The sequence below is a fragment of the Pseudophaeobacter sp. EL27 genome (genome assembly GCF_900313025.1).
GTDB lineage: Bacteria > Pseudomonadota > Alphaproteobacteria > Rhodobacterales > Rhodobacteraceae > Pseudophaeobacter.
This window is the reverse complement of record NZ_OMPQ01000015.1, coordinates 49,332-72,669: the sequence shown is the minus strand read 5'-3', so window position 1 is coordinate 72,669 and position 23,338 is coordinate 49,332. Positions and strand designations below refer to the sequence as shown.

Below are 23,338 nucleotides of genomic sequence, written 5' to 3'. Positions count from 1 at the left end.
AATCTGTTTGATGCCATGCCAACTGGCAGCCGCCGCAGATCTATGCGGTTCTTGGGGCTGAGGAGGTCTTGGATCGCTCGGATTACCCCTTTGATCTCGGTCAGCTGGTGCAGGGGGTGGCCTTGATGCCGGGCACGGGCGAATATGCGCTGGCAACCACTGCGGTTCACTATGGCATCGGGCCGGGGCAGGCAAAGGGCGGTAACAGCCATACCGCCTCAGGTCAAAGCGATCTTGCAACCTCTCTGGAGGCGCTTTCGAACGAGCTGCCCAGCTGCGACGCCGCCTCGCTGATTGTCTCCTGGTTTGGCAATGATCTGCGCTGTGGGCAGTGTCAGATCAAACCAAAGGTGGAGCAGAAACAGACAGAGGGGATTCCGATGCCCTGGCGGGTCTCGGGCGAGACGCGCAGCAGTGCCGATCTGGTGCCTGAGGATGATGAGGGGAGGGCGCTTTATGGGGGCACGCCTGCTGATGCGGCGGTCATTGAGGCGATCCAGGCGTTGCAAGCCGCTGGTAAGCGGGTGATGTTTTACCCCTTTATCCTGATGGATAAGGTGGCGGGCAATGATCTTCCCGATCCCTGGAGCGATGCACAGAGCCAACCGTCCCTGCCCTGGCGGGGGCGCATCACGCTGTCAAAGGCACCGGGACTGGTGGGAAGCCCGGACCAATCTCTGGCTGCCGAAGCTGAGGTCGCGGCCTTCATGGGCGGCGCCATGGCGGCGGACTTCACTGTTCTGGCGGGCGAGGTCATCTATAGCGGTGCAGCAGACTGGGGATTGCGGCGGTTCATATTACACAATGCTGCGCTCTGTGCGGCGGCAGGCGGGGTCGAGGCCTTTTGCATCAGTTCAGAGATGCGGGGGTTAACCCAGATCCGCGGGGCTTCCGGGTTCCCTGCGGTTGCGGCGCTGCGGGATCTGGCGGCCCAGGTCCGCCTGTTGCTGCCTGACGCCAAAATCAGCTACGCGGCGGATTGGTCCGAGTACTGGGGTTACCAAAGCCCGCAGGGCGAGCGCTATTTCCACCTTGATCCGCTCTGGGCCGATAGCAATATCGATTTTATCGGCATCGACAACTACATGCCGGTCTCGGACTGGTGCGAGGGCAGGCATCATCTGGATCGTGTCGCGGGTGCGCCCAGCATCTATGATCTGGACTATCTGCGTGCCAATGTTGAGGGCGGTGAGGGCTATGACTGGTATTACCACTCAACTGAGCCCGTGGAGGCGCAGATCCGGACGCCCATCACTGACGAGGCCCATTATGAACCCTGGATCTGGCGCTACAAGGATCTGAAAAGCTGGTGGGGCAACCAGCATCACGAGCGCATCGGTGGGGTGCGTCAGGCCTTGCCGACCGCCTGGCAGCCGCAGAAAAAGCCGATCTGGTTCACCGAGCTGGGCTGCGCTGCGATAGACAAAGGCACCAATCAGCCGAACAAGTTTCTCGACCCCAAAAGCTCTGAATCGCAATTGCCGCGCTATTCCAATGGTCAGCGGGATGATCTGATGCAGCTGCAATATCTGCGTGCGGTTCTGGGCTATTGGGGAGAGGGGGACAATAACCCGGTGTCGAGCGAGTACGCGGGGCGGATGCTGGATATGAGCAATGCCTATGTCTGGACCTGGGATGCCCGGCCTTTTCCGGCCTTTCCCAGTCTTGATGCCGTCTGGAGCGATGGGGAAAACTACCCGCGTGGCCATTGGCTGAATGGCCGCGTTGGGCAGCGCAGCCTGGCCTCTGTGGTGGAGGAGATCTGCAGGACTGCCGGGCAGACCTGGATTGACACCTCTCAGCTGTACGGGATTGTGCACGGCTATGGAGTCAGCGACGTGGCTGAGGCGCGTGCAGCACTGCAACCTCTGGCCCTGCGCTATGGCTTTGACACCATTGAGCGCAATGGGGTTTTGGAATTCCGTCTGCGCCTGGGAAAGAGTCAGCATGTGCTCTCAGCACAGGGGCTGGTGGATGAGGAGGAACTTGACGGCGCCATCGAGGTGACCCGCGAGGCCGAGGCTGAGTTGGCGGGGCGGGTCCGGTTGCGGTTTATCGAGTGGGGGGCGGCCTATGATATCGGAGCTGTCGAGGCGAGCCTGCCGGATGAGACAACCCATTCAGTGAGCTCCAGCGAGCTGGCCCTGGTCCTGACTCAAAGCGAGGCCCGCCAGATCGTCGAACGTTGGCTGGCGGAGGCGCGGGTCTCGCGTGACACCGCCGGCTTTGTGCTTCCGCCCTCATTGTTGCATCTGGGGGTGGGGGATGTTGTTTCGCTGCCAAGTGAGCTGGAGTCTGAACCCGCAGATGAACCTTCTCAGGAGCCAGCGGGGGGACCCTCCCTTGTTCAGCACTATCGTCTCGACCGGATGGAGCTGGGGGCGTCGCAGATCGTAGATGCGGTGCGGGTCGACCCTGAGGTCTACCTGCCGGCGGAAATCTCTGACGTGTTGCCCTCCGGACAGGCCTTTGAACCGCCTCTGCCGGTCTTGCCACTGTTCATGGACCTGCCATTGCTCACGGGCGAGGAAGTCCCCCATGCACCGCATCTGGCGGTGAGCGCCTCTCCCTGGCCCGGAACCGTGGCGCTTTATGCCGCGCGGAGCGATTCTGACTACAGCCTGGAACAGATCATTGCAGCGCGCAGCACGATAGGGCTGACTGAAACGCCGCTGCAGGCCGCTGCGCCGGGACGTTGGGATCTGGGGAGTGATCTGCAGGTGAAACTGATCGCCGGTGCCTTGCAAAGCCGCGACAGTTTGGCGGTTTTGAATGGGGCCAATGCAGTGGCCATCGGGGATGGCAGCAGCGACAACTGGGAAGTTTTCCAGTTTCGCGAGGCAGATCTGGTTGGTGACAACACCTATATGCTGCGGGGCCGCCTGCGCGGGCAATTGGGCAGTGATGGGCTGATGCCAGCGCTTTGGCCCGAAGGATCCTATGTGGTCTTGCTGGATGGCAGTCTTTCCCAGGTGGCGCTGACCCCAGCACAGCGGCGCATTGCGTGCCACTACCGGATTGGCCCGGCGCGGCGCAGCTATGATGACCCGAGCTATATTCACCGGGTTGAGGCCTTTGATGGCAATGGGTTGCGCCCCTATGCGCCGGTGCATCTGCGTCTCAACGGCGGCCTTGGCGAGGATATATCGGTCAGCTGGATCCGGCGCAGCCGGATTGAAGGCGACAGTTGGGATCTTGCTGAAATTCCATTGGGTGAGTCACGAGAGGCCTACCGGATCCGTATCCTGCGTGGGACCAGCCTGTTGCGGGAACTGGAGGTAAACTCCGCCAGCTGGATCTACAGCGTAGGTGATCAGAGCGCAGATTCGGCAGTCATCGGGGATATCGTCGAGGTTGCGCAGCTGTCAGATCGGTATGGGGCAGGATTTGTGACAGAAAAACCCATCCAATAGCAGAGAGTCCGGTACGGTGAAGGATCACGATCCAGATCAAACCGACGCGCGCCTGCCTGTTTTGCCACAGGATGTGAGCAGCATGGCACGGGCGCTCTTTGCAGCCCCTGCACGCGAGCGCACCGTTTTGTGTCAACAGCTGTTTGACCGCGCAGGTTTGGCGGCGGCGCATGTTGCGCGTACAGCGCAGTTGCATCCGCGCTGGGGCAATGGCTCGCTGGATGCAGCGGCGCGGCACAGTTGCGGCCCGCTTTGCAGCGAGCCCACTTGGGACAATCCGGATTATATCACCTGTTTACGACTGGTTCTGACGGGCCTGCACAGCCGCCTTGTCCGCTCTGCGGATAGCAAGCAAATTTCGCAGGCGGAGCCATAACCTCGCTTCTGCCAGATGGTGTTCCTGGCGAGAACGGGTTTGGCCGGTGCGATCCATTCCATTTTGAAATTCTTTCCATCAAGGGTTTGCGCTTGGGTTTTTCTCCCCTAAATGCAAACCTAAGGGCAAGAAGAGGACGCCATGCCATGATCAAGACGCGCACAGCCGTTTCGCCCCTGGACCCGGTCTGGGAACAAATTTCGACCGAGGCTCAGGAAGCCGTTTCAAAACAGCCGCTTATGGGCGGGCTGATCCATGCCTGCATCCTGCATCATCCGACGCTGGAAAAGGCGCTGTCGTATCGGATCGCCGCAAAACTCTGCTCCAATGAGATGTCGATGGTGATCCTGCGGGAAATTGTAGACACGGCTTTTGCCTCGGATCCTGACCTGATTGCCGCTGCGCGCGCCGATTTGATGGCGGTTTATGACCGTGACCCGGCCTGCCACCGACTGCTGCAGCCGATCCTCTACTTCAAGGGATACCAGGCCGTTCAGGCTTACCGCATTGCACATTGGCTGTGGAAACAGGGCGATTTGGATCTGGCCTTCTTTTTCCAGATGCGGATTTCCGAAATCTTTGGCGTTGATATTCACCCCGGTGCCAGAATTGGCCGGGGCATCATGATCGACCACGCCCATTCCATCGTGATCGGCGAAACCGCTGTGGTGGGGGACAATGTCTCGATGCTGCATTCGGTGACCCTGGGCGGCACCGGTAAGGAAGAAGAAGATCGCCATCCCAAGATCGAGGATGGCGTGCTGATCGGGGCTGGGGCCAAGGTTTTGGGCAATATCCGGGTTGGCCACTGCAGCCGCATCGCTGCGGGCTCGGTTGTGCTGGCAGAAGTACCTGCCTGCAAAACCGTTGCCGGCGTTCCTGCCAAGATCGTTGGTGAAGCCGGTTGTGACCAGCCTTCGATCAGTATGGACCAGGTTCTCTCGGAACATAGCACACCCAAATAATCGCTGTGATCGCTGAATGAGCTTATGCAGTTGCTCAGTTCACTGAGGGATTCACGGGTGTAAATGAGGGAGGCTCAGGCCTCCTTTTTTTTGATGCGCTTCCAAAAAAATACCTGCCCGCATGGAGATATGCGGGCAGGTATTAGCATCTGGGGTGTCGCCGGGCAGGACAGGCTCAGGCGAGCATGACCATCGGGTTCTCCAGGTTTTCAACAATTGCCTGCAGCAGCTGCGCACCAAGCGCACCATCAATGACCCGGTGATCCACCGACATGGTGACAGACATCACTGTCGCCACTTTCAGCTCACCGTCAGCTCCGACAACTGGCTTTTTCGCGCCCGCCCCGACGGCGAGAATGCCGGCATGGGGTGGATTCACGATGGCGTCAAAATTGTCGATGCCAAACATGCCAAGGTTGGAAATGGCAAAGCTGCCGCCCTGGTATTCATGCGGGGCAAGTTTGCGATCACGTGCGCGCGCGGCCAGATCTTTCATCTCGCCGGAAAGCGCAGAAAGCGATTTCAGCTCGCTGTCCTGGAGGACGGGTGTGAACAAGCCACCCTCAATGGCGACGGCAACGGCCACATCCGAGGCTTCCATCTTGAGCACACGATCGCCAGCCCAGACAGCATTGGCATCCGGAACCGCCTGCAGCGCCAGGGCCACGGCCTTAATGATGAAATCATTGACCGAGAGTTTGACACCACGTCCTTCGAGTTGCTTGTTCAGCTGTGCGCGGAACTTCAGCAGCGCATCCAGCTGGATATCGCGGCGCAGGTAGAAATGCGGCACGGTCTGTTTGGCCTCGGTGAGGCGGGCGGCGATGGTCTTGCGCATGCCATCCAAAGTGACCTCCTCATAGCTGCGCCCCTCATACATGCGGGCAACCATATCAGAAGAGGGACCAGCCGGGGCTGGGGCGGCAGCAGCTGGGCTGGCAGTTGCAGCAGGGGCCGCAGCGGCTTTGGGCGCGACTGCCGCGCCCTCGACATCTGCCTTGACGATACGGCCACGGGGACCGGATCCAACAAGGCCTGCCAGATCAAGACCTTTGTCTGCCGCGATGCGTCGCGCCAGAGGTGAGGCAAAGATACGGCTGCCATCGGCAGCTGCCGGGGCCGTCGGAGCCGGTGCCGCGGCCTCACCCGCCCCAGCACTGGGTGCTGCGGCGACTTCCTTCGCTGCGGCTGCAGGGGCAGCGGGTGCCGCGCTGGCGCCGATGTCATCTGCCGTTTCACCCTCTTCGAGCAGCACGGCGATGGCGGTATTGACCTTCACCCCCTCAGAGCCCTCAGGGATCAGGATCTTGCCGACAACGCCTTCATCCACGGCTTCGAACTCCATCGTGGCCTTGTCGGTTTCGATTTCAGCGATCAGATCGCCGGATGAAATAGTATCGCCTTCTTTTACCAGCCATTTGGCCAGAGTGCCTTCCTCCATGGTGGGGGAGAGGGCGGGCATCAGGATTTCTGTAGGCATGCTTCTCGTGCTCCCTTACCGGTAGGTGACTTGTTTCACGGCAGCGACCACTTCATCTGTGGTGATCAGCGCGTGGCGTTCCAGGTTGGCGGCATAGGGCATGGGCACGTCCTTGCCGGTGCAGGTAATGACCGGAGCATCCAGGTAATCAAAGGCCTGTTGCATCACCTCGGAGGCGATGTAGCTGCCAACGGAACCCTGCGGCCAGCCTTCTTCAACGGTGACCAGACGGTTGGTCTTCATCACCGATTTGATCACTGTTGGCAGGTCCATCGGACGCAGGGTCCGCAGATCGATGACCTCAGCTGAGATACCATCAGCGGCGAGCTTGTCAGCCGCCTCCAGGGCATATTGCATGCCGATCCCAAAGGAGACGATGGTAGCATCACTGCCTTCCCGCCAGATCCGGGCCTTGCCAAAGGGAACGGTGAAATCGTCCATCTTGGGCACGTCAAAGGAACGGCCATAGAGAATTTCATTCTCCAGGAAGATCACTGGGTTGGGGTCACGGATTGCGGATTTCAGCAGGCCTTTGGCATCGGAGGCTGAGTAGGGCATCACAACCTTCAGACCGGGCACCTGCATGTACCAGGCAGCGTAGTCCTGGCTATGCTGGGCACCAACGCGGGCCGCCGCACCATTGGGACCACGGAACACCATGGGTGCGCCCATTTGACCGCCAGACATATAAAGCGTCTTGGCCGCAGAGTTGATGATATGGTCAATCGCCTGCATTGCAAAGTTGAAGGTCATGAACTCGACAATCGGGTTCAAACCGCCAAAGGCAGCCCCGGTTGCGATGCCGGCAAAACCGTGCTCGGTGATGGGCGTGTCAATGACTCGCTTGGCGCCAAATTCGTCCAACAACCCCTGTGAGATCTTGTAAGCGCCTTGGTACTCGGCAACCTCTTCTCCCATCAGGAATACGTTTTCATTGCCGCGCATTTCCTCCGCCATGGCGTCCCGCAGGGCTTCGCGGACCGTGGTCTTCACCACCTCAGTGCCTTCAGGCCAATCCGGGCTGTCATCCACGACAGGTATGTCAGAAGTCGCGGCAGCAGCGACGGCGGCTGCGGGCGCCGCAGGTGCCCCGGCCGCCGGCGCTTCCTTGGGGGCCGCAGGCGCGGCATCCAGGCTTTCTCCCTCTTCGACGAGAACAGCGATAGGCGTGTTCACCTTTACGCCCTCAGAGCCTTCAGCGATGAGGATCTTGCCGATCACGCCCTCATCAACAGCCTCAAATTCCATCGTGGCCTTATCGGTTTCGATCTCGGCCAGAATATCGCCGGAATTCACAGTATCGCCTTCCTTGACCAGCCATTTGGCCAGCGTGCCTTCTTCCATGGTTGGCGACAGGGCGGGCATCAGAATTTCAGTTGCCATATCTTATCTCTTCCCTCTCAGGCGTAAATATCGGTCCAGAGCTCTTCGAGCGCTGGTTCCGGGCTGGTGCGGGCAAACTCAGCGGACTGGTTGACCACTTCCTTGATCTCTTTGTCGATCGCCTTCAGATCGTCTTCGGTGGCATGTTTGCCAGTCAACAGCAGATCCCTGACCTGTTCGATCGGATCGCGTTCGCTGCGCATCTTCTGCACCTCTTCGCGGGTGCGATACTTGGCCGGGTCCGACATCGAATGGCCGCGGTAGCGATAGGTTTTGACTTCGAGGATATATGGACCTTTGCCCGAGCGACAGTGGGCTGTGGCCCGCTCGCTGGCGGCCTTTACCGCCAGAACATCCATGCCATCAACGGCTTCGCCGGGAATGCCAAAGGCCTCGCCGCGGGTGTAGATGTCCGGGGTGGAGGTGGAGCGCGCCTGAGCGGTGCCCATAGCATACTGGTTGTTCTCGATGACAAAAATCACCGGAAGATCCCAGATCGCTGCCATGTTGAAGGTCTCATAGACCTGACCCTGGTTGGCAGCCCCATCCCCAAAATAGGTAAAGGTCACACGACCGTTGCCCTTGTATTTATCGGCAAAGGCCAGACCGGCCCCGAGCGGCACCTGAGCGCCAACGATGCCGTGGCCGCCGTAGAAATGCTTCTCTTTCGAGAACATATGCATCGAGCCGCCTTTGCCTTTGGACAGACCTCCTTCGCGACCTGTCAGCTCAGCCATGACACCATCGGCATTCATGCCGCAGGCCAGCATATGGCCGTGGTCACGATAAGAAGTGATACGCTTGTCGCCTTCTTCAGCCGCAGCTTCCAGACCAACAACAACTGCTTCCTGGCCGATGTAAAGGTGACAGAACCCCCCAATCAGACCCATACCATAGAGTTGACCGGCCTTTTCTTCGAATCGACGGATCAACAACATGTCACGGTAGTATTTTGTCAGTTCTTCGGCAGAAACGTTTGGTTTCTTTGTGCTTTTCCTAGCTGCCATCGGTGCGGGCTCCCCTTTGAGGCTAGATAGTTTAGTGTTAAACTAATTCATAATTGAATTTCACGCGGCTGGCGAGACATTTTGTGACCTCGGGTCATTTCACCGCAGAAAAGGCCGTGGCGCGGGCATAAATGCCGCGTCAAACACCCTGCAACTGCAGCGCTCTTTTTTCATGGTCGCATGAGGATCGAACCTGTTCAACAGCCGGATCAGCCAGCAGTGCCACAGGAGGGGTGCAAAAAGGGTTTATTGAATGACGATTTCGTCAGCGCGTAGCAGGCCAAGCACCGAACGGGCCTGTTCGTCGAGCAAATCGAGATCCAGGTAGTCGTCCGACAGGCGTTGGGTAAGGTTTTCGATCGCGGCAATTTCCAGGTTCAGGCGATCAAGATCCAGACGAAGCTCACCGGCTTCTGCCTGGATCTCAACCCTTCTGAACAACCCAAAGTCACCCTGTACCGCCGCAAAGGTAAAATATGCGCCCAGCGCAAGCGCGACGACAAAAAAGGTAAAGGAACCTATGGAAGGCTTACTGCTTCGGGTCAATGGAAGTGCCTGTATGTTACTGCTCAAGTCTGCTGTTGGGCCAGTTGTTCCGGCCTCTGACTTTGTTATGCCACAAGTGATTCGCTTTGTGAATCCCCTTTTGACTCCAAGGGGATAGAATTTTTTCTGTTAAGGGTTTGTTAAGAAGTTCTGCCGTGAGAACAGACTGGTAGCGGCAAGAGGCAAACCGCCGACCAAGGAGGGATCCTGATCGGCGGTCAACAGTTGAGGGGTGAACCAGAGGGGCTTAGCTTTCCAGCGCGGCAACGCCGGGCAGGGTCTTGCCTTCCATCCACTCCAGAAAGGCACCGCCTGCCGTGGAGATATAGGTGAAATCCCCAGCCGCGCCAGAGGCATTCAGCGCTGCCACAGTGTCACCACCGCCCGCAACAGCGGTCAGCTGGCCTGCACGGGCCAGGGCGGCCGCTTTCAGGGCCGCTGCATTGGTTGCGGCATCAAAGGGTTCAAACTCAAAGGCGCCAAGTGGTCCGTTCCAGATCAGGGTTTTGCTCTGTTCAAAGATATCATTGATCACCATGACGCTTTTGGGACCAGCGTCGAGGATCATTGCGTTTTCAGGACATTGATCTACAGGCAGGATCTGATGCGGGGCGTGGGATTCAAACTTCTCAGTGACCACGATATCGCTGGGCAGGACGATCTTGCAGCCAGTGCCTTCGGCTTTGGCCATGATTTCGATCGCAGTGTCTTTCATCAGCCGTTCTGCCAGTGAAACACCAACCGACAGGCCCTTGGCCCAGAGGAAAGTATTGGCCATGCCACCGCCAATGATCAGGTAATCGACCTTCTCCACCAGGTTGCCCAGCAGTTCCAGCTTGGTCGAAACCTTGGCGCCGCCAACAACGGCTGTCACCGGACGATTGGGGGCGCCCAAGGCGCTCTCCAGCGCCTGAAGCTCTGCCTGCATTAGGCGACCTGCACAGGCGGGAAGTAGTCGCGCCAGGGCCTCGGTCGAGCTATGGGCACGATGTGCGGCAGAGAAGGCATCGTTGCAATAGATATCGCCCAGCTCGGCCATGCCTGCAGCCAGATCAGGATCGTTTTTGGTTTCGGCGGCGTGGAAACGGGTGTTTTCCAACAGCAGCACGTCACCTGGCTGCAGGGCGCTTGCGGCCTCTTTTGCACCTTCACCGATGCAATCCGCAGCAAAATGTACATTGGTTTCAAAAGCGCGTTCCAGAGTTGGTATCAGCTGGTTGAGCGACAGGTTCTCGCGGCGCTCGCCCCCGGGGCGGCCAAAATGCGCCAGCAGGATTGGTTTGCCACCGGCGGCCAGAATGTCCTGCACGGTGGGGGCAATGCGGCGGATCCGGGTGGAATCGGTGACCACGCCATCAACAAGCGGTACGTTGATGTCCACACGCACCAGGACGCGTTTGCCGTTGAGATCCATGTCGTCGAGTGTTTTCCAGCCCATCAGAGGCTCCTCTGTGCAAAAATCGCGGTTATTTACGCAGTTCTTTCAGCGCTTTTTAGCCATCAGTCAATGCTCCCTTGGCAATTGCGAGCGCTACCCTTAACTATCGTTGCAAATTTTGCAGACAGGAGCGCCTCATGGCCGATATCAAAGATCCCGAAAACACCGTCATCATCGAGCTGAAAGATGGCAATGTGGTCATCGAACTGCTGGCAGATGTTGCCCCAAAACATGCCGAGCGCATGAAGGAACTGGCCCGTGGTGGCGAGTATGACAATGTCTGTTTCCACCGGGTTATCGATGGTTTCATGGCGCAGACCGGTGATGTTGCCAATGGCGATATGGAAGACGGATTCAACCTGCGCTCGGCCGGCACAGGTGGCTCGTCGCTGCCCAACCTGCCTGCTGAATTCTCCAGCCTGCCACATGACCGCGGCACCCTGGGTGCTGCGCGCTCTGCCAATCCGGATTCGGCCAACTCGCAGTTCTTCATCAACTTCAAGGACAACCATTTCCTCAACAACCAATACACCGTTTACGGCCGTGTAATTGAGGGCATGGAGCATGTTGACGCCATCGTTAAGGGCGAACCCCCTGCGAACCCTGATCGCATGATCAGCGTCAAGGTGGCCGCAGATGTTTAAGCTCGCCGCAGTCTTTTCTCTGCTGGCCAGCTCGACGCTGGCTGCGGGGCTGGAAATTCAGATCGAGGGCGAGGCCAATGGCACCGTCACAATCGACCTGTTCGAAGACCTGGCCCCCAAACATGTGGAACAGATCACGGCTCTGGCCGCTGAAGGCAAATATGACGGGGTGGTTTTCCACCGCGTGATCGATGGCTTCATGGCGCAGACTGGCGATGTTCAGTTTGGCCTTATGGGCGGCGACATGAGCCGTGCCGGCATGGGCGGATCTGAGCGTTCTGATCTGCCTGCAGAATTCTCCGATCGCCCCTTTGATCGCGGTGTGGTTGGTATGGCGCGGTCGCAGAACCCAAACAGCGCCAATTCGCAGTTCTTCATCATGTTCAAGCCCGGTCACTTCCTCAACGGTCAATACACCGTTGTAGGTGAGGTGACTGAGGGCATGGATGTGGTCGATGCGATCAAACTGGGCACTGGCGGGAATGGCTCTGTTGTGGGCAAGCCCGACATGATGAGCAAAGTGACCGTCACTGACTAAGTGATCTAGCGCGACCTTGGGCGATTTTCTGGGGCTGCGAAAGGTAATCGAATATTGAGCCGCGCCAGACCTGTTTCTGGCGCGGCTTTTTCGTTCCTAGCGGGGAGGATCGTGCGGTGGGGTTGGCTGTGGCCAAGGTTTCGCCTAGTCGGCCAGAGCCCTGTGTCCGAGTGGGGCGGAGGGAGAATTCAGAAGATGCAGATCAAGGAAAAACACCGCAGACAAAGTCTACGGCGTTCTAATTGTTCACAAGACCTGATGCCTGACCTCATTGAAAGGATGGCATCTAATCCAGCTTAGCTATCGGCTTTGGCAGCGGCTGTGGCCGCTTTGACAGCTGCCGAAGGGGCAGGTGCAGCGGCGGGCGCAGCGGCCGGGGCGGCCTTTTTGCCGCCGGGTGTCAGCGGATCATCCTGGCGCTGGACAGAGCCCTCAAAATGGGCGCCGCTCTCGATCGCGATGGTTTTATGGATGATGTCACCCTCAACCCGCGCCGTTGCGGTGAGACGCACCTTGAGGCCACGTACACGACCAACAACTCGGCCATTGACCACAACATCATCCGCGATCACTTCGCCTTTGATGGTGGCGGTTTCGCCAACGGTCAGCAGATGGGCACGGATATCGCCTTCGACGGTGCCTTCAACCTGGATATCACCCGAGGTTTTCAGATTGCCTGTGATGTGCAGATCCGAGCTCAGCAGCGATGCGGGCGGCTTTGCCTTTGGGGCAGAGGGCTTGTAATCGCTTGCAGGTGCCGCAGGTGCGGAAGAGGCCATTGGGGCCGCTGTTGGGGTCGCCTCGGCCTGTTTTGGACCGGGCTCATTGATTTTGCTTTTAGAAAACATTTCTTGCAGCCTTGATATAGATCATCGGGTTTACGGGTTTGCCATTGACCCTTACCTCATAGTGGAGGTGGGTGCCGGTGGACCGTCCGGTGGTACCCATATCAGCAATGTGATCGCCACGCGAGACCCTTTGGCCCACCTTAACGCGCAGATTTGAGTTATGAGCGTATTTCGTCTCAATCCCAAAGGCATGCTGAATGGTAACAAGTTTGCCATAACCGGATTGCCAGCCGGCATGGGTGACGGTGCCATCGGCGGTGGCAAAGATATCGGTGCCGGTTCGCCCGGCAAAATCAGAGCCCTTGTGCAACCGGCGTCCACCCGTTTTGGGATCGCGACGATAGCCAAAGCCCGAAGACTGGCGCACATGGTTCAGATTGACGGGCGAGGCAAAAGGCGCCTGCTGGGCGGCCATCCGGTACAGGTTCAACTGGTCCAACTGATTGAGAATCTGGTTGGCGCGCAGCTCATCCGCGGAGGGCTCCTCACCGCGGGTGGACAGGGCTAAAGGGCTGAGCGGACCGCCCTGACCGCTATAACCACGACGCACCTGTTCCAGAATTCGATCTGTTGGCATGCCGGCATTTCTAAACATCTTGTCCAGGGGCGTCACCGAGACAGCCACGGCCTCTTCGAGTTGACGGAAAATCTGGTCGTTGCGCTCATTGAGCAGCTCCAGTTCCAGCTCCATTTCGGCCCGCTGTTCCAGCGCATCCCTGGCGTCGGCTTCGATCTGATCCCGTTCCGTGGCGGTTTCTGACAGCACGGTCGACAGAAAATCCATCTGCAAAGGTGCGGCCGCAGCGGCCAGGGGAGTGGACCACTCTTCCTTGGCACTCTCGCGCAGCTCCTCCAGTTCCGCCCGGGAGCCATCCCGCTGGGTCATGGTCTGGCGCAGGGTTGTCTGGATCACTTCGATGCCGGTTTCCAGCTCCTGGCGGCGGGTCTCAGAGGTGAGCAATTCTGATTGCATCATCGAGATCTGTGCCAGCGCGGCGTTGAACCGCTGCTGTGCCGCCAAGGCCTCTTCAGCACGGCTGTCGCGTTCATTTGAGATATCATTAAGCCGGGCGCGATAGGTGATCTGATCTCGCTTGGCCTGCTCGCGGAAATTCCCAGCGCCGATACTGTCCATCAAAACGATTGCGGTGGCGACAATTGCCCAGGCAACAAAAGCCACCATCCCGGTGATCGCGATCAGCTGTGTCCCCGGTCTGAGCCGTACAAAACGGGTATCGGTATCCGATTTCAAAAAGACCCGGCGTTCTGGAAAGTGCCTTTCCAGAAATGAGTGTATTTTAATAGCCAGACGTGTTCGCACGTGCTGATCCTTGTCCCATCCCTAATTCGCAGGTCTGCCGCCATCCCCAGCTGCAGAACACTGCGCAAAATCTTTAGCCACGCGGCGGGCTCTGGGCAAGCGTGAAGGCGGTTTTTTGGTGCTGTCCCATCGCTTTGACGCCGAGAGAGCTGGGTTTGGGCGGAATACCGCCAGTGCTTGACGCTGGCGAATGATCTGGTCGCTGCGTGCCTGAGGGCCTCATGGCATGCCACACCGGCACCGGCGTTTCAGAGGTGGAATTTACCGATGTCAGACCCCGGCAATCGGTTTGATCTGATCTGCCAGCGGCCAGTAGAAATCCGGCGGAATACCGGCATCGGCGCGCTTTTCCTCATTGAAGGGCGGCTTCAGCGTACTGCGAAAGTATTTTCTGACCAGGCTGTGAAAAACCTCCTTGGGGTCAAGATTGTCGCGACCACAGAGAAAATAAAACCATTTGGAACCATAGGCCACATGGCTGACTTCCTCCGCATAGATCACCTCCAGCGCCTCAACCGCCTGGGTCAGCTTGGCCTGTTGGAACAGCTTGATCATGCCCGGGGTGACGTCCAGACCACGGGCCTCCAGAACCATGGGTACCACTGCAAGTCGGCCCATCAGATCATCCACGGTGTCTTCCGCTGCCTGCCACATGCCCCGGTGGGCAGGCAGGGCACCGTAATGACTGCCCAGGCTTTCCAGGCAATCGCAGATCAGGCCAAAATGTTTTGACTCCTCATCGGCCGCCTTGACCCAATCATCAAAAAAACCAATCGGCAAAGGGACATGCGAAAACCGCGCGATAATGTCCCAGTGCAGATCCACCGCATTGAGTTCGATATGCGCCACCGCGTGCAGCATGGCAATACGCCCGTCTTCGCTGCCTGGTTTGCGTTTCGGCACATCCCGCGGGCTGAGCAACTCTGGTTTTTCCGGGCGGGCAGGATGCAGCGGTGGCTTGGCAGTGCCAATCTCAATTGGACAAGGGTCCTGTTCGCGGGCCGCAAACCAGCTGGCAGCATGGTGACGCGACAGGGCGGTTTTCGCAGCCCCGTCCGCAGTGTTGAGTACCTCGTTCGCCATCTGGGCAAGAGTGAGGGGAGCAGTCATGGTAGATCCTCATATCAGGGGCGCAAAAGGCCAGCCTTGCAGGGAGCAGTATCTCCAGCGGCACTTTCGCGCCTGACCTGCGAGGCTGTTCCTCTATCATCTTTCCAAAAATATTCCGGAGTGTGAGGCAGAGCCTCACTTAATTCCTTTCTGGCCCAGGGGACAGGAAAGATCGGATCCAGCAAATCCTCACCCCTAAGTCGCACGGATTATAGGGACTGAGCCGCCTCCAGCACCTCTTCCACATGGCCCGCCACCTTTACCTTTCGCCAGATGCGGGCGATGCGCCCCTCGGCGTTGATCAAAAAGGTCGACCGCTCAATGCCCCAGTGTTTCTTGCCATACATGTTCTTCTCTTTCCAAACCCCGTAGTCCTCGCAGGTGCTGCCTTCAGAATCCGACAAGAGAGGCGTTGTCAGCTCGTGTTTTGCGATGAATTTATCGTGCTTTGACACCGTATCTTTGGATATTCCAAAAACCAGGGTTCCGGCATCGGCAAAGCTTTGCAAATGTTCTGAAAACCCGATGGATTCTTTGGTGCAGCCCGGGGTATCATCGCGGGGATAGAAAAACAAAACAACGGCTTGGCCTTTCAGCTCCGCAAGAGAGATTTCACCGCCGCCATCCCGGGGCAGGCAAAACAGAGGGGCCTGATCAGTTGCATCGAGCATTTATAGGGTCTCCTGAAAGGTTTGGTCCCAAGTGGTTGGCTGCCAAAAAGGCTGAACTCAAACAGTTTGGCAAGGGCTGTCTGATATAGTTAGGCCATCAAGGCCAAAGGATAAACACCGATCGAACCAGTTGCGGAAAAAGAGGATCTCGTCGCACGTCAAGTCGATGAGCTGGTAGGGCAGCCCGCGCCACGGCGCGGGTCTCGGCCGTGGCGTGTCCTGCGGTGGACCATCCGGATGCTGGCTTTGCTGTGTTTCCTCGGCGCCGGGGCGATCTATTTTGGCATCGGCACCCAAATGGATGCGCCGCAGTGGCTGCGTCAGCGTCTGGAAACGCGTATTGAGCGGGACCTGAATGGGTTGAAACTGGAATTCGGCGATCTGAGCCTTGTGGTGAACCATGGTTGGAGACCTCGCGTCGGAATGCGCGATGTGACTCTGCGCACCTCGGATGGGGCGCCACTTGTGCATCTGGCGGATGCCGAAATCTCCTTGGCCATGCGTCCTTTGCTGCGGGGACAGATACACCCCAAACGGATTTCTTTGAGCGGTCTCTACGCCAATCTGCGCCGCGAATCTGACAGTATCGCGCTCAGCCTATCCGAGGGCGGCTCGCCACTGCGTCAGGCTGCCAGCTTGCCTCAGTTGATCGAGCAATGGGACCGACAGTTCGAATTGCCGGTGCTCTCTTCGCTGACAGAGATTTCGACGGATGGGGTGACCCTGCGCTACGAGGATGCGCGGCTTGGCCGGGTCTGGACCCTGGATGGCGGCCATGTGCAGTTCACGCGTCAGGGCCAGTCCTTGACCATTTCCTCGGGGTTTTCGGTACTGAGCGGTCGGCAGGATGTGGGCGCGGTTGAGGCCAATTACAAATCAGATATCGGCGATGCCGCAGCCGAATTTGGGTTTTTTGTCAGTGATATCGCCAGCGAAGATATTGCGGTGCAGGCGCCGGCCCTTGGCTGGTTGCAGGTTCTGCGGGCCTCCATATCGGGATCTCTGCGCGGCGGCATCTCCAGTGATGGGAGCCTATTGCCGCTTTCGGCCAGCCTGCAGATTGGCCAGGGGGTGATCCAGCCCTCCCCAGAAACCCTGCCAATTCCTATTCACGGCGCCCATAGCTATTTTACCTTCTTCCCCTTGGAGCAGCGCCTGCAGTTTGATGAGTTGAAGATCAACAGCGGATGGGGCTCGGGCACTATGCAGGGTGGTGCTGAATTGGCCGGAATCACTGACGGTCGCCTGACCGATCTGGTGGGGCAGTTGCAATTCACCGATCTGACCCTCAACCCGCGCGGGCTCTATGAGGCACCGCAGGTCTTTGCCGGGGTGACCGCGGATTTTCGGTTGCAGCCCGCCCCGTTCCGCTTTCAGCTGGGCGAGATGCTGGTTGAGCACGAAGGCCGCCAGATCCGGCTGGATGGCCAGATCGAGACCGGACCTGAGGGCTGGGAATATGCGCTGGATGCCCACTCGGATCACTTGGATCTGGCCCAGGTTAAATCTCTCTGGCCAGCGGGGGCGGCGGAAAAACCACGCCAGTGGGTGCTTGAGAATATCTTTCAGGCCCAGGCCCAGGATGTGAGTTTTGCCCTGCGCGGCAAGGGGCGGGCAAAGCCATTTTATGCGCTGGAGGCCAATTTCACCGGGGCTGAGGTCAAGTTCCAAAAACATATGCCACGGGTGAAGGGCGGGGCTGGTCATTTTAGCCTTTATAACACGCGGATGGTGGTGGTTGCCTCCGGGGGGACAGTAACTGCGGATCAGGGGGGCGAGGTAGAGGTCGCCGGAACCTCCTTCATTATTCCGGATACCTCGGTGCGCGACGGGACGCCGGGGATCGCCCGGGTGATGGCCGAAGGGCCTGTCACTGCCGGGTTATCGCTGCTGAACCGTCCACCGCTGTCGGTTATGGATAAGGCGCAGCTGCCGGTAGATTTGGCCGCAGGGCGGGTGCGTTTGACCGGCACCCTGGCGCTGCCGCTTAAGCCGCAGGTGGATCCAGAAGAGATTGAATACCACTACCAAGGCACTGTCAGCGCGGTGCAGAGCACCACTTTGGTTCCCAACCACGAGGTCGCCGCCCCGGTTTTGACCCTGCGTGGGGATCAGGGGCAGGTCTCCCTTTCCGGCGCAGGCAGCCTGTCGGGTATCCCAATCACCGCAAATTGGAGCCAGTCCGTAGGGCCGCAGGCCAGCCCGGCCAGCCAGGTGACTGGCGAGATCGAGATCAGCCCAGCGGCCATTGATACTCTGCAGATAGGTCTGCCAAAGGGGACGCTGGCGGGACAGGGGCAGGGGCGCTACCAGCTTGATATCCTGCCAGAGCAGCCGCCGCAGTTGCAGTTCTCATCCGATCTTGCGGGGTTGGATCTGCGCATTCCGCAGATCAGTTGGCGCAAACGGCCCGCGGCCAAAGGTCAGCTGGATATGAATGTCACCCTGTCAACGCCGGTAAAAGTTGACAGGCTAAGGCTTGATGCACCGGGTTTGCAGGTTCAGGGCTGGGTCAGCACCAATACAGATGGCGGGTTGAAACAGGCCCATCTGAGCACGGTGCGTGTTGGCAACTGGATGCAGGGGGCTGTGGACTTCTTTGGTCTACGCAACGGGTTGGCGGAAATTAAGGTTACCAGCGGCGCGCTGGATCTGCAAAGGGCACCGTTTTCAGGAGAAAGCGGCAGCAGTTCTCGCGGCAGCGCCCAGTCCGGTCCTATTTCGATGCGGCTGGATCGACTGCGCGTCACCGAAAGCATCGCCCTGACCGGGTTTCAGGGCCGGTTCTCCACCCAAGGCGGGTTGAATGGGCAGTTTACCGGCAATCTGAACGGGGCCACGCCGGTTTCTGGCGTCGTGGTGCCACAGCCTGGAGGCGTTGCCACGCGCATCCGGTCAGAGGATGCGGGGGGGGTTTTTAAGGCCGCTGGCATTCTACGCCATGGTGAGGGTGGCAGCTTTGACATGACTTTGGTGCCGGCCAAAGAGGCGGGCGAATATGACGGTAAGATCAAGATCAAAAACACCCGGATCAAAAATGCGCCCTCCATGGCAGCCCTGTTGAACGCCATCAGCGTCATTGGCCTGCTGGATGAATTGTCCGGTGGCGGCATTCTGTTTACTGGGATGGAAGCAAAGTTCCGGCTTGGCTCTACCCATCTGGTGCTGCATGAAAGCAGCGCTGTTGGGCCCTCAATGGGGCTGTCGATGGACGGGATCTATGACCTGAACACCGGGGCTTTGAATATGCGCGGGGTGATCTCGCCGATCTATATCATCAATGCCATTGGCCGGGTGGTTTCCCGCAAGGGTGAGGGGCTGTTTGGCTTTGCCTTCAGGCTCAAAGGTACCGCAGATGACCCAAAGGTCAGCGTCAATCCGCTTTCAGCCTTGGCGCCGGGAATGTTCCGAGAGATTTTCCGTGGCAGGGCGCCAACTGTTCCTGGCGCGCCGACAGAGGATCGGCAATCCCGACCAAGCCAGCCCGATCGCGGCCAGTCCGAACCCTACCAACCGCCAGGCGTTGTGGGGGGTGACAAGTAGGACCACCTGAAACTGTGCCGCTATAGTTGTCGTCAAGAACCATAGCCAAGCCTGGATAAACCCCTTAAAGGGGCGGCATGAAACTCAGCGATTTTGATTTTGACCTGCCCGATGACCTGATTGCCACCCGTCCGGCCTCGCCTCGCAGCGCGGCGCGCTTGCTGGTGGCTACGCCTGACCAGATGACGGATGGCCATATTGGCGATCTGGTTGACCTTTTGCAGCCTGGCGATCGCTTGGTGCTCAATGACACCAAAGTCATCCCGGCGCGGCTTTCTGGGTTGCGTCATCGCGACACTGCTCAGGGTAAAATGGCCGCTAAGATAGAAGTGACGCTATTGGATCCCAAGGCTGATGGCAGCTGGTCGGCCCTGTTGAAGCCCCTGAAGAAGGTCAAGCTGGGTGAGACCGTGGTGTTCTCGGACGCCTTGTCGGCGGAGCTGGTTGGTGTGGCGGACGGGCAGGGACAGTTGCAGTTTAATCTTGCAGGCGATGATTTTGATGCGGCGCTCAACGCGGCAGGGGCTATGCCTTTGCCGCCCTATATCGCCGCCAAACGGGCCGCAGATGCGCAGGATAAGGAAGACTACCAAACCGTTTGGGCCCGTCATTCAGGCGCGGTTGCGGCGCCTACGGCCTCTTTGCATTTTGATCAGGACCTGTTGGCGGCTCTCAAGGCGAAAGGGGTGGAATTCACTTATGTGACCCTGCATGTGGGCGCGGGCACCTTTTTGCCGGTCAAGGTCGAAGACGTCACCAGCCATAAGATGCATGCGGAATGGGGGCGGGTCAGTGCGCAGGCCGCAGCCGAGATCGCCACGACCAAATCTGCAGGTGGCCGGGTGATTCCAGTTGGCACCACCGCGTTGCGTCTGATTGAAAGTGCTGCGCGGTCCGGCACTGTGCAGCCTTGGGAGGGGGAGACGGATATCTTTATCTATCCGGGTTTTACCTTTCATGCGGCAGATGCGCTGATGACCAATTTTCACCTGCCAAAATCGACCTTGCTGATGCTGATCTCAGCCTTGATGGGGCAAGAGCGGGTGCACGAGATCTATGATCACGCGGTAAACAGCCGCTATCGCTTCTTTTCTTACGGTGACGGGTCGCTTTTATTGCCCGAAGAGACGAATACGCCGCAGAAGTGACGCGAATGAACGTAGACAAGCACAGGCAACATCCGCTCTGATAAGAGTAGGATAACGCGCTTTATTCGAAATTTATCAACCGACACTCGCCTCTGACATCAGGGGCATCCCCCGTCAATAACAACAGACGGGCAGGGCTGCTGTAACACTCGTTTCAGTGGGGCTCTGCTCGACGGCAAAGGAGTGACCTCAATGCTGCAGGTTTTGTCGAGCGCTTGGGCGCTGCTTTTGGGTATGGGCATGCTGATGATCGGCAATGGCATGCAGGGCACCATTCTGGGCGTGCGGGGCGCGATGGAGGGGTTTTCGACCCTGCAGATGTCCTTTGTGATGTCGGCCTATTTCATTGGCTTTTTGGGTGGCTCTCGTCTGGCGCCTGAAATGATCCGCCGTGTTGGCCATGTGCGGGTCTTTGCGGCGCTGGCCTCGCTGATCTCGGCGGTGATGATCCTGTATCCGGCAGTGGCCAATCCGATTGCCTGGATGCTGGGCCGGGCGCTGATCGGGTTTTGCTTCTCCGGCGTGTATGTGACGGCAGAAAGCTGGCTCAACAATGCCTCTGACAATGCCAACCGGGGCAAGGCGCTGTCGCTCTACATGATTGTGCAGACAATGGGCATTGTGACAGCCCAGGCGCTGATGCTGGTCGGGGATCCCGCGGGCTATGAGACCTTTGTGATTGCCTCTGTGGTGATCTCGGTTTCTTTTGCGCCGATTCTATTGTCGATTTCGCCCACCCCTGCCTTTGAGACCACAAAACCGATGTCGCTGCGCGAGCTGATGAATGTCTCGCCGCTGGGCTGTGTGGGGATGTTCCTGCTCGGGGGTGTTTTCTCCGCGCAGTTTGGCATGAGCGCGGTCTATGCAGCTGAAGCGGGTCTGACCCTGTCGCAGATCTCGATCTTTATTGCCACCTTCTATATTGGCGCCATTGTTCTGCAGTATCCGCTGGGCTGGATGTCGGACTGGATGGATCGTCGTATTCTGGTTCTTGCCGTTTCTGCACTGGGCGGCGGTGCCGCGATCTTGGGGATGATGATGGGGGGCGATTATAGCTACTTGCTGCTGGCGGCCTTCTTTATCGGCGGCATGTCCAACCCGCTTTATTCGCTGCTGATTGCCCATACCAATGACTATCTCGACCATGATGATATGGCAGCGGCCTCTGGCGGGCTGGTCTTTATCAACGGTCTGGGCGCCATTGCAGGTCCGCTGATCACCGGGTGGATCATGAGTGATGCGGTCTTTGGCCCATCGGGTTACTTCCTGTTCATGGCGATCCTGCTGATCACCCTGGCCGTCTATGCGCTTTATCGCACCACACAGCGGGCAGCGATTCCCGCCGACGAGACGGGCATTATGTCGCCCATGGCCCTGACCGGCTCGCCCGTGGTTGTGGAATTTGCGCAGGAATATGCCATTGAGACCGAGATTGAGGAGCAAGAAGCCGCCAGTGAGGCCAACTGATTGCGCTAACCCAATGGGTTTGTGAGGAATATTTCAGCAAATGCCACTGAATGTTGCAAATAGTGACCCAGCGTCACTTGTAAACAGCACCAAAAAAGGTCTGAACTGAACCTCAGTATTTATACGTGGAGATGGACCATGCAGGGGCCCGAAGAAATCCTTAAGTTCTGGCTGGATGAGGTTGGAGAAAAAGGTTGGTATCTAAGCGATGATGCGCTGGATGAAACCATTAGAACCCGGTTTCAGGAGACATGGAAAGCGGCCTGTGAGGGCAAGTTTTCCATGTGGCTGACCTATCCTTCGGGGACTTTGGCCTACATCATCCTGATGGATCAGTTCCCGCGCAATATGTTCCGCGGCACTGGCGAGGCTTTCCGCTCAGATCGTCTGGCGCTTTGCGCAGCCAAAAACGCCATTCAGCGAAAATGGGATATGAAGATCGATGAGCCGGCGCGGCAGTTCTTTTACTTGCCCTTGATGCACTCGGAAAACCTCTGCGATCAGGAACGCTGTGTGCGCCTGATGAAAGAGCGGATGCCCAAAAATGGCGCCTCCAACATGTTGCACGCCAGAGCCCACCGTGAGGTGATCCGCCTGTTCGGGCGCTTCCCCTACCGCAACGAGGCATTGTTGCGCAACAGTACCGCCCCTGAAAGAGACTATGTCTCTGCTGGCGGCTATGGCGAGACCGTCCGCAGCCTGCAGGCAACCGGCTAAAGGTTCGCCAGGTTGCTAAAGGTTCGCCAGGTTAATGCACGAAAGGGGGCCTTGTCCCGCTCCCTTTCGTATCCTTTGCCGAGCGAGACGGTGCCCTAGTTCAGGGGCGCCGAGATACCGGGGGCGCAAGGCTCCAGATGTGGCAGGCGCGTGGTAATTTCTGCTGAGATTTCCTGCACCGCTGCCTCCACGGCCGTGCCGACAACCTGGGCCGGGAGTTGGCTCAGGGCATGTGTTTCTTCTTTCAACCCCGACAACTGTTCCTCCAATCTGGTCAGTCTGAACCGCATCTCGGCACTATCCGGGGCGGCTGTGTCTGTGAGAGCCTGGTTCAGGGCAGAAAGCTCCTCAGTCATTGATTGAAGCTGGTTGTGGATTGGTGCAAAGCGCGTGCCGATCTCACCCAAGCGATCCGTCACGTCGCGTGCGGATGTGAAAAACTGCCAGCCCAGAAACAGACAAAGCGCCAGTAACAACAGGGTGGCATTTAGCAGGGCTTTGAAGAGGTCAAAAACAGTCTTTGTCATTGCGGGGGATCACTTTACGATTCTGGCAAGATTTCGCGCTAGTATAGGCGAAGTTGCAGGGCTATGGTTTTGGAAAGACAAAAGACCTCTGCCATCTCTGCACTGCCGCAGAAGCCGTAGACTGACAAGAAAGCGCTGATGTGGCCTTGGGAAAGGGTCTTTTTGGAGGTGCATGACTGAGTGTTTGCAGTTCTTT

The 23,338-nt window shown here is 58.3% G+C and carries 19 protein-coding genes; 9 read left to right on the top strand and 10 right to left on the bottom strand.

Translation table 11 applies throughout. From position 1 onward, the window contains the following. Positions 1 to 68: 68 nt before the first annotated feature. The 3 genes from ED661_RS18815 (at position 69) to cysE (ending at position 4,754) form a co-directional block, all read left to right on the top strand. The gene (locus ED661_RS18815; protein WP_254054891.1) at positions 69 to 3,413 is read left to right on the top strand and encodes a glycoside hydrolase TIM-barrel-like domain-containing protein; all 3,345 of its coding nucleotides are present in this window, start codon (positions 69 to 71) and stop codon (positions 3,411 to 3,413) included. Between the two features lie 16 nt (positions 3,414 to 3,429). Beyond that, a complete protein-coding gene (locus ED661_RS18810) occupies positions 3,430 to 3,789 on the top strand; it encodes a hypothetical protein (RefSeq protein WP_254054890.1) in 360 nt (119 codons plus the stop codon). A 146-nt stretch (positions 3,790 to 3,935) separates the two neighbouring features. After that, on the top strand, positions 3,936 to 4,754 hold the full coding sequence (gene cysE, locus ED661_RS18805) for a serine O-acetyltransferase (protein WP_122076033.1): 819 nt from the start codon (positions 3,936 to 3,938) through the stop codon (positions 4,752 to 4,754). 175 nt (positions 4,755 to 4,929) lie between these two features. Here the strand turns inward: cysE and ED661_RS18800 are convergent, their stop codons facing one another. The 5 genes from ED661_RS18800 to pgk form a co-directional block, all read right to left on the bottom strand. Continuing rightward, positions 4,930 to 6,234 carry a pyruvate dehydrogenase complex dihydrolipoamide acetyltransferase gene (locus ED661_RS18800; RefSeq protein ID WP_122076031.1) on the bottom strand — a complete coding sequence of 435 codons (1,305 nt, stop codon included), beginning with the start codon at positions 6,232 to 6,234 and terminating at the stop codon, positions 4,930 to 4,932. 15 nt (positions 6,235 to 6,249) lie between these two features. After that, positions 6,250 to 7,617, bottom strand: a complete 1,368-nt coding sequence (locus ED661_RS18795) for a pyruvate dehydrogenase complex E1 component subunit beta (protein ID WP_122076029.1) — start codon at positions 7,615 to 7,617, stop codon at positions 6,250 to 6,252. A 17-nt stretch (positions 7,618 to 7,634) separates the two neighbouring features. Continuing rightward, on the bottom strand, positions 7,635 to 8,624 hold the full coding sequence (gene pdhA / locus ED661_RS18790; protein ID WP_122076027.1) for a pyruvate dehydrogenase (acetyl-transferring) E1 component subunit alpha: 990 nt from the start codon (positions 8,622 to 8,624) through the stop codon (positions 7,635 to 7,637). 246 nt (positions 8,625 to 8,870) lie between these two features. Next, the gene (locus ED661_RS18785) at positions 8,871 to 9,170 is read right to left on the bottom strand and encodes a septum formation initiator family protein (protein WP_122076025.1); all 300 of its coding nucleotides are present in this window, start codon (positions 9,168 to 9,170) and stop codon (positions 8,871 to 8,873) included. A 247-nt stretch (positions 9,171 to 9,417) separates the two neighbouring features. Then, entirely contained in the window at positions 9,418 to 10,608 is a 1,191-nt protein-coding gene (pgk, locus tag ED661_RS18780) for a phosphoglycerate kinase (RefSeq protein WP_122076023.1), read from the bottom strand. Positions 10,609 to 10,745: 137 nt separating this feature from the next. Between pgk and ED661_RS18775 the strand changes: the two genes are divergently transcribed. Both ED661_RS18775 and ED661_RS18770 read left to right on the top strand, forming a co-directional pair. Beyond that, on the top strand, positions 10,746 to 11,252 hold the full coding sequence (locus ED661_RS18775; protein ID WP_122076021.1) for a peptidylprolyl isomerase: 507 nt from the start codon (positions 10,746 to 10,748) through the stop codon (positions 11,250 to 11,252). Next, a complete protein-coding gene (locus tag ED661_RS18770; RefSeq protein WP_122076019.1) occupies positions 11,245 to 11,790 on the top strand; it encodes a peptidylprolyl isomerase in 546 nt (181 codons plus the stop codon). The genes ED661_RS18775 and ED661_RS18770 overlap by 8 nt, the downstream gene beginning before the upstream one ends. Before the next feature lie 296 nt (positions 11,791 to 12,086). On the opposite strand, the gene ED661_RS18765 is transcribed toward ED661_RS18770, so the two are convergent. From ED661_RS18765 to ED661_RS18750, 4 genes are all read right to left on the bottom strand, one after another. Continuing rightward, on the bottom strand, positions 12,087 to 12,638 hold the full coding sequence (locus ED661_RS18765; protein WP_122076017.1) for a polymer-forming cytoskeletal protein: 552 nt from the start codon (positions 12,636 to 12,638) through the stop codon (positions 12,087 to 12,089). Continuing rightward, positions 12,628 to 13,959 (bottom strand): M23 family metallopeptidase, encoded by a 1,332-nt coding sequence (locus tag ED661_RS18760; protein ID WP_122076015.1) that lies wholly within the window; start codon positions 13,957 to 13,959, stop codon positions 12,628 to 12,630. The genes ED661_RS18765 and ED661_RS18760 overlap by 11 nt, the downstream gene beginning before the upstream one ends. 270 nt (positions 13,960 to 14,229) lie before the next feature. Next, positions 14,230 to 15,069: a ferritin-like domain-containing protein gene (locus tag ED661_RS18755; RefSeq protein WP_122076013.1), complete on the bottom strand. Its 840-nt coding sequence runs from the start codon at positions 15,067 to 15,069 to the stop codon at positions 14,230 to 14,232. Positions 15,070 to 15,278: 209 nt separating this feature from the next. Beyond that, positions 15,279 to 15,740: a peroxiredoxin gene (locus ED661_RS18750; RefSeq protein ID WP_122076011.1), complete on the bottom strand. Its 462-nt coding sequence runs from the start codon at positions 15,738 to 15,740 to the stop codon at positions 15,279 to 15,281. Between the two features lie 237 nt (positions 15,741 to 15,977). Between ED661_RS18750 and ED661_RS18745 the strand changes: the two genes are divergently transcribed. From ED661_RS18745 to ED661_RS18730, 4 genes are all read left to right on the top strand, one after another. Continuing rightward, positions 15,978 to 19,283 carry an AsmA-like C-terminal region-containing protein gene (locus tag ED661_RS18745; protein ID WP_254054889.1) on the top strand — a complete coding sequence of 1,102 codons (3,306 nt, stop codon included), beginning with the start codon at positions 15,978 to 15,980 and terminating at the stop codon, positions 19,281 to 19,283. Positions 19,284 to 19,360: 77 nt separating this feature from the next. Beyond that, positions 19,361 to 20,431 carry a tRNA preQ1(34) S-adenosylmethionine ribosyltransferase-isomerase QueA gene (queA, locus tag ED661_RS18740; protein ID WP_122076009.1) on the top strand — a complete coding sequence of 357 codons (1,071 nt, stop codon included), beginning with the start codon at positions 19,361 to 19,363 and terminating at the stop codon, positions 20,429 to 20,431. A 192-nt stretch (positions 20,432 to 20,623) separates the two neighbouring features. Continuing rightward, complete coding sequence (locus ED661_RS18735) at positions 20,624 to 21,898, top strand: MFS transporter (protein ID WP_122076007.1); 1,275 nt, start codon at positions 20,624 to 20,626, stop codon at positions 21,896 to 21,898. Between the two features lie 138 nt (positions 21,899 to 22,036). Next, positions 22,037 to 22,615: a DUF924 family protein gene (locus tag ED661_RS18730; protein ID WP_122076005.1), complete on the top strand. Its 579-nt coding sequence runs from the start codon at positions 22,037 to 22,039 to the stop codon at positions 22,613 to 22,615. 95 nt (positions 22,616 to 22,710) lie between these two features. Here ED661_RS18730 and ED661_RS18725 read toward each other — a convergent pair whose 3' ends face one another. Next, a complete protein-coding gene (locus ED661_RS18725; RefSeq protein WP_122076003.1) occupies positions 22,711 to 23,142 on the bottom strand; it encodes a hypothetical protein in 432 nt (143 codons plus the stop codon). Between the last annotated feature and the right edge of the window lie 196 nt (positions 23,143 to 23,338).

Coding starts and splice junctions, on each gene's coding strand:
- cysE (WP_122076033.1), top strand. CDS start 3,936: ATGATCAAGACGCGCACAGCCGTTTCGCCCCTGGACCCGGTCTGGGAA.
- ED661_RS18800 (WP_122076031.1), bottom strand. CDS start 6,234: ATGCCTACAGAAATCCTGATGCCCGCCCTCTCCCCCACCATGGAGGAA.
- ED661_RS18795 (WP_122076029.1), bottom strand. CDS start 7,617: ATGGCAACTGAAATTCTGATGCCCGCCCTGTCGCCAACCATGGAAGAA.
- pdhA (WP_122076027.1), bottom strand. CDS start 8,624: ATGGCAGCTAGGAAAAGCACAAAGAAACCAAACGTTTCTGCCGAAGAA.
- pgk (WP_122076023.1), bottom strand. CDS start 10,608: ATGGGCTGGAAAACACTCGACGACATGGATCTCAACGGCAAACGCGTC.
- ED661_RS18775 (WP_122076021.1), top strand. CDS start 10,746: ATGGCCGATATCAAAGATCCCGAAAACACCGTCATCATCGAGCTGAAA.
- ED661_RS18770 (WP_122076019.1), top strand. CDS start 11,245: ATGTTTAAGCTCGCCGCAGTCTTTTCTCTGCTGGCCAGCTCGACGCTG.
- ED661_RS18765 (WP_122076017.1), bottom strand. CDS start 12,638: ATGTTTTCTAAAAGCAAAATCAATGAGCCCGGTCCAAAACAGGCCGAG.
- ED661_RS18755 (WP_122076013.1), bottom strand. CDS start 15,069: ATGACTGCTCCCCTCACTCTTGCCCAGATGGCGAACGAGGTACTCAAC.
- ED661_RS18750 (WP_122076011.1), bottom strand. CDS start 15,740: ATGCTCGATGCAACTGATCAGGCCCCTCTGTTTTGCCTGCCCCGGGAT.
- ED661_RS18745 (WP_254054889.1), top strand. CDS start 15,978: ATGCTGGCTTTGCTGTGTTTCCTCGGCGCCGGGGCGATCTATTTTGGC.
- queA (WP_122076009.1), top strand. CDS start 19,361: ATGAAACTCAGCGATTTTGATTTTGACCTGCCCGATGACCTGATTGCC.
- ED661_RS18735 (WP_122076007.1), top strand. CDS start 20,624: ATGCTGCAGGTTTTGTCGAGCGCTTGGGCGCTGCTTTTGGGTATGGGC.
- ED661_RS18730 (WP_122076005.1), top strand. CDS start 22,037: ATGCAGGGGCCCGAAGAAATCCTTAAGTTCTGGCTGGATGAGGTTGGA.
- ED661_RS18725 (WP_122076003.1), bottom strand. CDS start 23,142: ATGACAAAGACTGTTTTTGACCTCTTCAAAGCCCTGCTAAATGCCACC.